Raw genomic sequence first — 5,717 nt, 5'->3', positions numbered from 1 at the left:
AACCAATACGGCGGCCATGAAAACCTTGAAGCCATCGCTTTCCTGCGCGATACCAACACCATGTTGAAAGAGGAAGTTCCGGCTGCGACTGAAATTGCTGAAGAGTCTACTTCATTCGCCAATGTAACCCGTCAAGAAGGTTTGAACTTCAGCTTCAAATGGAATATGGGCTGGATGAACGATACCTTGCGTTACATGATGGAAGACCCCATCAACCGCAAATATCACCACAACAAAATGACCTTCGGCATGATGTACCAGTACAGCGAAAACTTCGTCCTGCCACTTTCACACGATGAAGTCGTGCACGGCAAACGCTCGCTGCTCGGACGGATGCCCGGCGACTGCTGGCAACAATTTGCCAACCTGCGCGCCTACTACGGCTTTATGTACGGCTTCCCCGGCAAAAAACTTTTGTTTATGGGCAGCGAGTTTGCACAAGGTCGCGAGTGGAACTACAACGAAGGACTGGATTGGTTCCTGCTGGAGCAAGAGGGCGGCTGGCACAAAGGCGTGCAAGACTTTGTGCGCGAGTTGAACCATGTCTATAAAGACACTGCGCCGCTTTACCAATTAGACCAATGGCCTGAAGGCTTTGAGTGGCTGGTTGCAGATGACGGCGACAATTCCGTATTCGTTTTCGAGCGACGCGACCGCGAAGGCAACCGCGTTATCGTTATTAGCAACTTCACGCCAGTAGTACGCGAAGGCTACCGTTTCGGCGTGAACTCTGCCGGCGAATACCGCGAAATCCTCAATTCAGACGACCTGCATTACAAAGGTAGCGGCGTTTCTGCCGGCGCAACGGTGGAGACAGAAGAAGTTTGGTCGCATGGCAAACCAAATTCCTTGTCTGTTACCGTACCGCCGTTGGCAACCGTGTACCTGTATCAGGCGGCAGTCAAAGAAGAAGCGTAAATCAACTTTGAGGGTGGGCATTATGCCTGCCCAATCAGCTGAAAATTAAAAGATAGTGATATCAATATGACTCAAGGCCGTCTGAAAGATTTTCAGACGGCCTTATATTGGACACGAAACCAAATACATACCAAGGAATCATTCTATGTCTGCCAAATCATGGCATATCGAGGAAGGCAAGCCTTATCCTATGGGCACGACCCTGACAAGTAAGGGTGCAAATTTTACTTTGTTTTCCATCAATGCCGAAAAGGTCGAATTGTGTCTGTTTGATAAGGATAAAGAAACCCGTTTGGAGATGCCTTCGCGGCGCGGTTCGGTATTTTACGGATTTGTGCCGGACGTTAAGGCGGGGCAGCGATACGGTTTTCGCGTGTATGGACGTGAAAACGCAGAATACGGCTCATGTTTTAATCCCAACAAATTGCTGATTGACCCGTATTCCAAAAAAATTGACGGCAAACCAAGCTACCGTACCGCCGAAGAAATGGCATGGTTCAGGCCGGAAGATGAACGCGACAATGCCGCCGTTGCGCCGAAAAGCGTCGTGGTCGGACGCAGCCGATTTAATTGGGCCAAAGATTGCCGTCCGGAAATACCGTGGGGCAAAACCGTTATTTATGAAGCCCATGTCAAAGGGTTGACCAAGCAATTCCCCGATTTGAAGTACGCAGGCACTTATAAAGCCTTGTGCGATAAACGGGTTTTAGCCTATTTGCAAGAATTGGGGGTAACGACGGTCGAGCTGCTGCCGATTCATTATCATCTGGATGAATACCATCTTCAGCAGATGGGCTTGAGCAATTATTGGGGCTACAACACTTATTCCCATTTTGCCGTCGAGCCGTCTTATGCCGACAATCCCGAACGTGCGGCGGCGGAATTTAAACAAGCGGTCAAAGCCCTGCATCAGGCAGGTTTGGAAGTGATTTTGGATGTCGTGTACAACCATACGGCCGAGCAGGACGACAAAGGCCCGATGCTGTGTCAGCGCGGTATCGACAACACGTTATGGTATTGGCACACCCCTTACGGCAATTATGAAAACTGGTCGGGTTGCGGCAATACGCTCAATATTGTCCGGTGCGACGTTACCCGTTGGGCGGCAGACAGCCTGCGCTATTGGGCTGAAGAGTTTCATATCGACGGCTTTCGTTTCGATTTAGGAACCGTATTGGGACGTGAACCCGATTTCCAATCGTACGGCCGTTTTTTCCAAGTCCTGTATCAAGATCCTGTGTTGGCCGGTTTGAAGCTGATTGTCGAAGCATGGGACATCGGCGAGGGCGGCTATCACTTGGGCAATTTCCCGCAACCTTTTGCCGAATGGAACGGCCGTTTCCGCGATGACATGCGCGCGTTTTGGTCATGGGAAAGCGGCAATTTGGGCGCATTTGCCGAACGCTTGGCCGGGTCGTCCGATATTTTCAACCACAGCGGCCGCCACCCGTCCGCCAGCATTAACTTCATCACTGCACACGACGGCTTCACTCTGCGCGATTTGGTCAGCTATAACGAAAAACACAACGAAGCCAACGGCGAAAACAACCGCGACGGGCATAATGAAAACATCAGCTACAACCACGGCGTAGAAGGCGAAACCGATGATGAAGAGGTTTTGCTCAACCGCGAATACACCTCCAAAGCGCTGCTTGCCTCCTTGTTTTTATCCAACGGTACGCCCATGCTTTTGGCGGGCGATGAGTTCGGCAACAGTCAGCAAGGCAACAACAACAGCTACTGCCAAGATAATCCGATTACATGGTTGGATTGGCAAAATGAGCCTCATGAGTTACAAAATTACACTCAAGCGCTAATACGCGTACGCAGCCAAATCAAGCTGCTGACAGATGATTGCTGGTGGGAAAAAGAGCGTGTGCAATGGCTCAATGCCGATAGCAGCCCGATGACCGAATATTGTTGGCACAACAGGGGCAGTAAGGCGATTCAGGTTGTTTTGGACGATGAATGGCTGCTGTTGGTCAATGCCAAACGTAGTCGTCAGTTATTTAACCTGCCTCAAGGCAATTGGGAAATTTCTTGCGTACCATCTGAGAAATTTAATTACGAAGAGGCTGGGAAATGTGTTGTTGAGCATATGGGGATTTGGATTTTACATAAAACAAATTAAATGAGAATTAAACTATTGGTTGATTAACTCTTTGATATTTTGTCAGTATTTTCTGATTTGTAGCTTAGTGGTATAAATTGAAAATGCCAATAAGATGATGAATGGTTTAATTGTTAATTAAATGTTTTATAAAGAAAAATATATCCTTTTTTTGAATCTTTCCGCTATAATCTCCTTGGTTTGTAACAAATCTACGCACCATTCCTTTCAGACGGCCTGTTGCCGTTGTCAGGCCGTCTGAAAACCGAGTTTCGTTGTTTTTAATAAAACCATCAGGCGCGTTGTCCAGTGCCTCACGCTAGAGAAAGGCTTCCATGGCTAAGAAAAAACTCCCCATCTCCGGTTACGATTATGTAATGCCTAAACCGGACGCCGAAACCATCCGTAAATCCATCGTTTACAAGCTGATTTTCATCTTGGGCGTAGATCCGAAGGAGGCAACTTCACACCAATGGCTCAACGCCGCCATGCTTGCCGCGCGTGACCTGATTGCGGAAGATTTCCTCAAAACACGCCGCGCCCACATTGATAACAGCAAACGCATGGTTTATTACCTGTCTATGGAATTCCTGCTCGGCCGTTCGTTTGTCAACGCGCTGATTAACGAAGGCGTTTACGCCGAATTTGAAGAAGCCTTTAAGCAACTGGGCAAAGAATTTGCCGATGTCTGCGAACAAGAAGAAGATCCGGGTTTGGGTAACGGCGGTTTGGGCCGTCTGGCCGCCTGCTTCCTCGACTCTTTGGCAACCCTGCGCATTCCGGCCATGGGCTACGGCATCCGTTACCAATACGGTATGTTCAAACAAGAAATCGTGGATGGCCAACAAGTTGAAAAACCTGATTTGTGGCTCGACCAAGATTTGGCATGGCAGTTTGCCCGTCCGAACAAACAATATTCCGTCCGTTTCGGTGGTCAAGTGTTGAACTTGGGCGACAAAAAAGAATGGCAGCCAAGCGAAGAAATTTCTGCTTGGGCATACGATGAAATCATTCCGGGCTATGGCGGCGAATGTGCCAACCCATTGCGTTTGTGGACTGCACACGCAGGCAACCTGTTCGACCTTGCCGACTTCAACCGAGGCGACTATGCCTCTGCCGTTCGCGCACAAAACAGCGACGAAAACATCTCACGCGTTCTGTATCCGAACGACTCTACCGATTCCGGCCGCGAATTGCGCTTGAAACAAGAATACTTCTTGGTTTCCGCTTCCGTTCAAGACATCGTTGCCCGCCACAAATGCCGTTTCCCAAGTATCCGCACTTTGGCGGACGAAGTCGCCATCCACTTGAACGACACCCATCCGGTACTCGCTATTCCAGAATTGATGCGTATCCTGATTGACGAAGAGGGCATTGCATGGACTGAAGCATGGAATATGTGCTGTAAGATTTTCTCTTACACCAACCACACATTGATGAGCGAAGCCTTGGAAACTTGGCAGGTTGACCTGATGGGCCGTCTGCTGCCGCGCCACTTGGATATCATCTTTGAAATCAACGCCTACTTCCTCAATGCCTTGCGTGCCATCGGTAACTTCGACGACGACTTTGTCCGCCGCGTATCCATCATTGACGAAACCCACGGCCGTCGCGTTCGCATGGCATGGCTTGCCGTGATCGGTTCGCACAAAGTCAACGGCGTGGCAAAAATCCACTCCGATTTGATGACCACATCCATCTTTGCCGACTTTGCCAAAGTGTTCCCAGAACGCTTTACCAACGTAACCAACGGCGTCACCCCGCGCCGCTGGATCAACATCGCCAACCCGGGCCTGACCAAATTCTTGGACAAACATCTGGGCGACGAAGACTGGCGTCTGCATTTGGACAACCTGACCAAGCTCAACGACAAAGTGGACGATGCCTCCGTACAGGCAGAATTCGGCGAAGTGAAAAAAGCCGCCAAAGAGCGTCTTGCCAAATACATCGAAACCGAGCTGGGTATCAAAGTTAATACCGATGCACTTTTCGACATCCAAATCAAACGTATCCACGAGTACAAACGTCAAGCATTGAACGTGATGCACATCGTCGACCGTTACAACAAAATCCTGGAAAACCCGGATTTCGATTGGCAGCCGCGTGTGTTCATCTTTGCCGGTAAAGCCGCTTCCGCCTATTACATGGCGAAGAAAATCATCCGACTGATTAACGACGTTGCCAAAGTCATCAACAACGACACCCGTATCCGTGACCTGATTAAAGTCGTTTACATCCCGAATTACAGCGTCAGCCTCGCCCAAATCATCATTCCTGCCGCCGATTTGCACGAACAAATCTCACTGGCAGGTACAGAAGCATCCGGTACCAGCAACATGAAATTTGCCCTCAACGGCGCAATCTGTATGGGTACACTGGACGGCGCGAACGTTGAGATTTTGGAAAAAGTCGGTGCGGACAACTGCTATATCTTCGGTAACACCGTAGAACAAGTCGAAGAAATCCGCCGCAACGGTTACGACCCGTTGAGCTATATCGAGCGAGACAGCGACCTGCGCCGCGTCGTCAACCAAATCAGCCAAGGCACTTTCTCTCCGGAAGAGCCAAACCGCTACAACGACGTGTTGCAACCATACGGCGACTTCTATCAACTGATGGCCGATTTCCGCAGCTACATCGACACGCAATACAAAGCGGACGAACACTACCGCAACGTATCCGCATGGCG

General features: G+C 49.7%; 3 protein-coding genes. All 3 read left to right on the top strand.

What is annotated here, in order from left to right; all coding sequences use genetic code 11:
• Window positions 1-918: alpha amylase C-terminal domain-containing protein (locus tag ACTHS3_RS05425; protein ID WP_440367327.1), on the top strand; the 918-nt coding region annotated here is incomplete at its 5' end.
• Between the two features lie 145 nt (window positions 919-1,063).
• Entirely contained in the window at window positions 1,064-3,049 is a 1,986-nt protein-coding gene (glgX, locus tag ACTHS3_RS05420; RefSeq protein ID WP_440367325.1) for a glycogen debranching protein GlgX, read from the top strand.
• A gap of 314 nt (window positions 3,050-3,363) precedes the next feature.
• A partial coding sequence (locus ACTHS3_RS05415) for a glycogen/starch/alpha-glucan phosphorylase (RefSeq protein WP_440367323.1) occupies window positions 3,364-5,717 on the top strand: 2,354 nt, incomplete at its 3' end.

This window comes from Neisseria sp. P0009.S007, assembly GCF_051962515.1.
The sequence above is the reverse complement of the archived record's forward strand: the minus strand, read 5'-3'. Positions and strand labels throughout refer to the sequence as shown.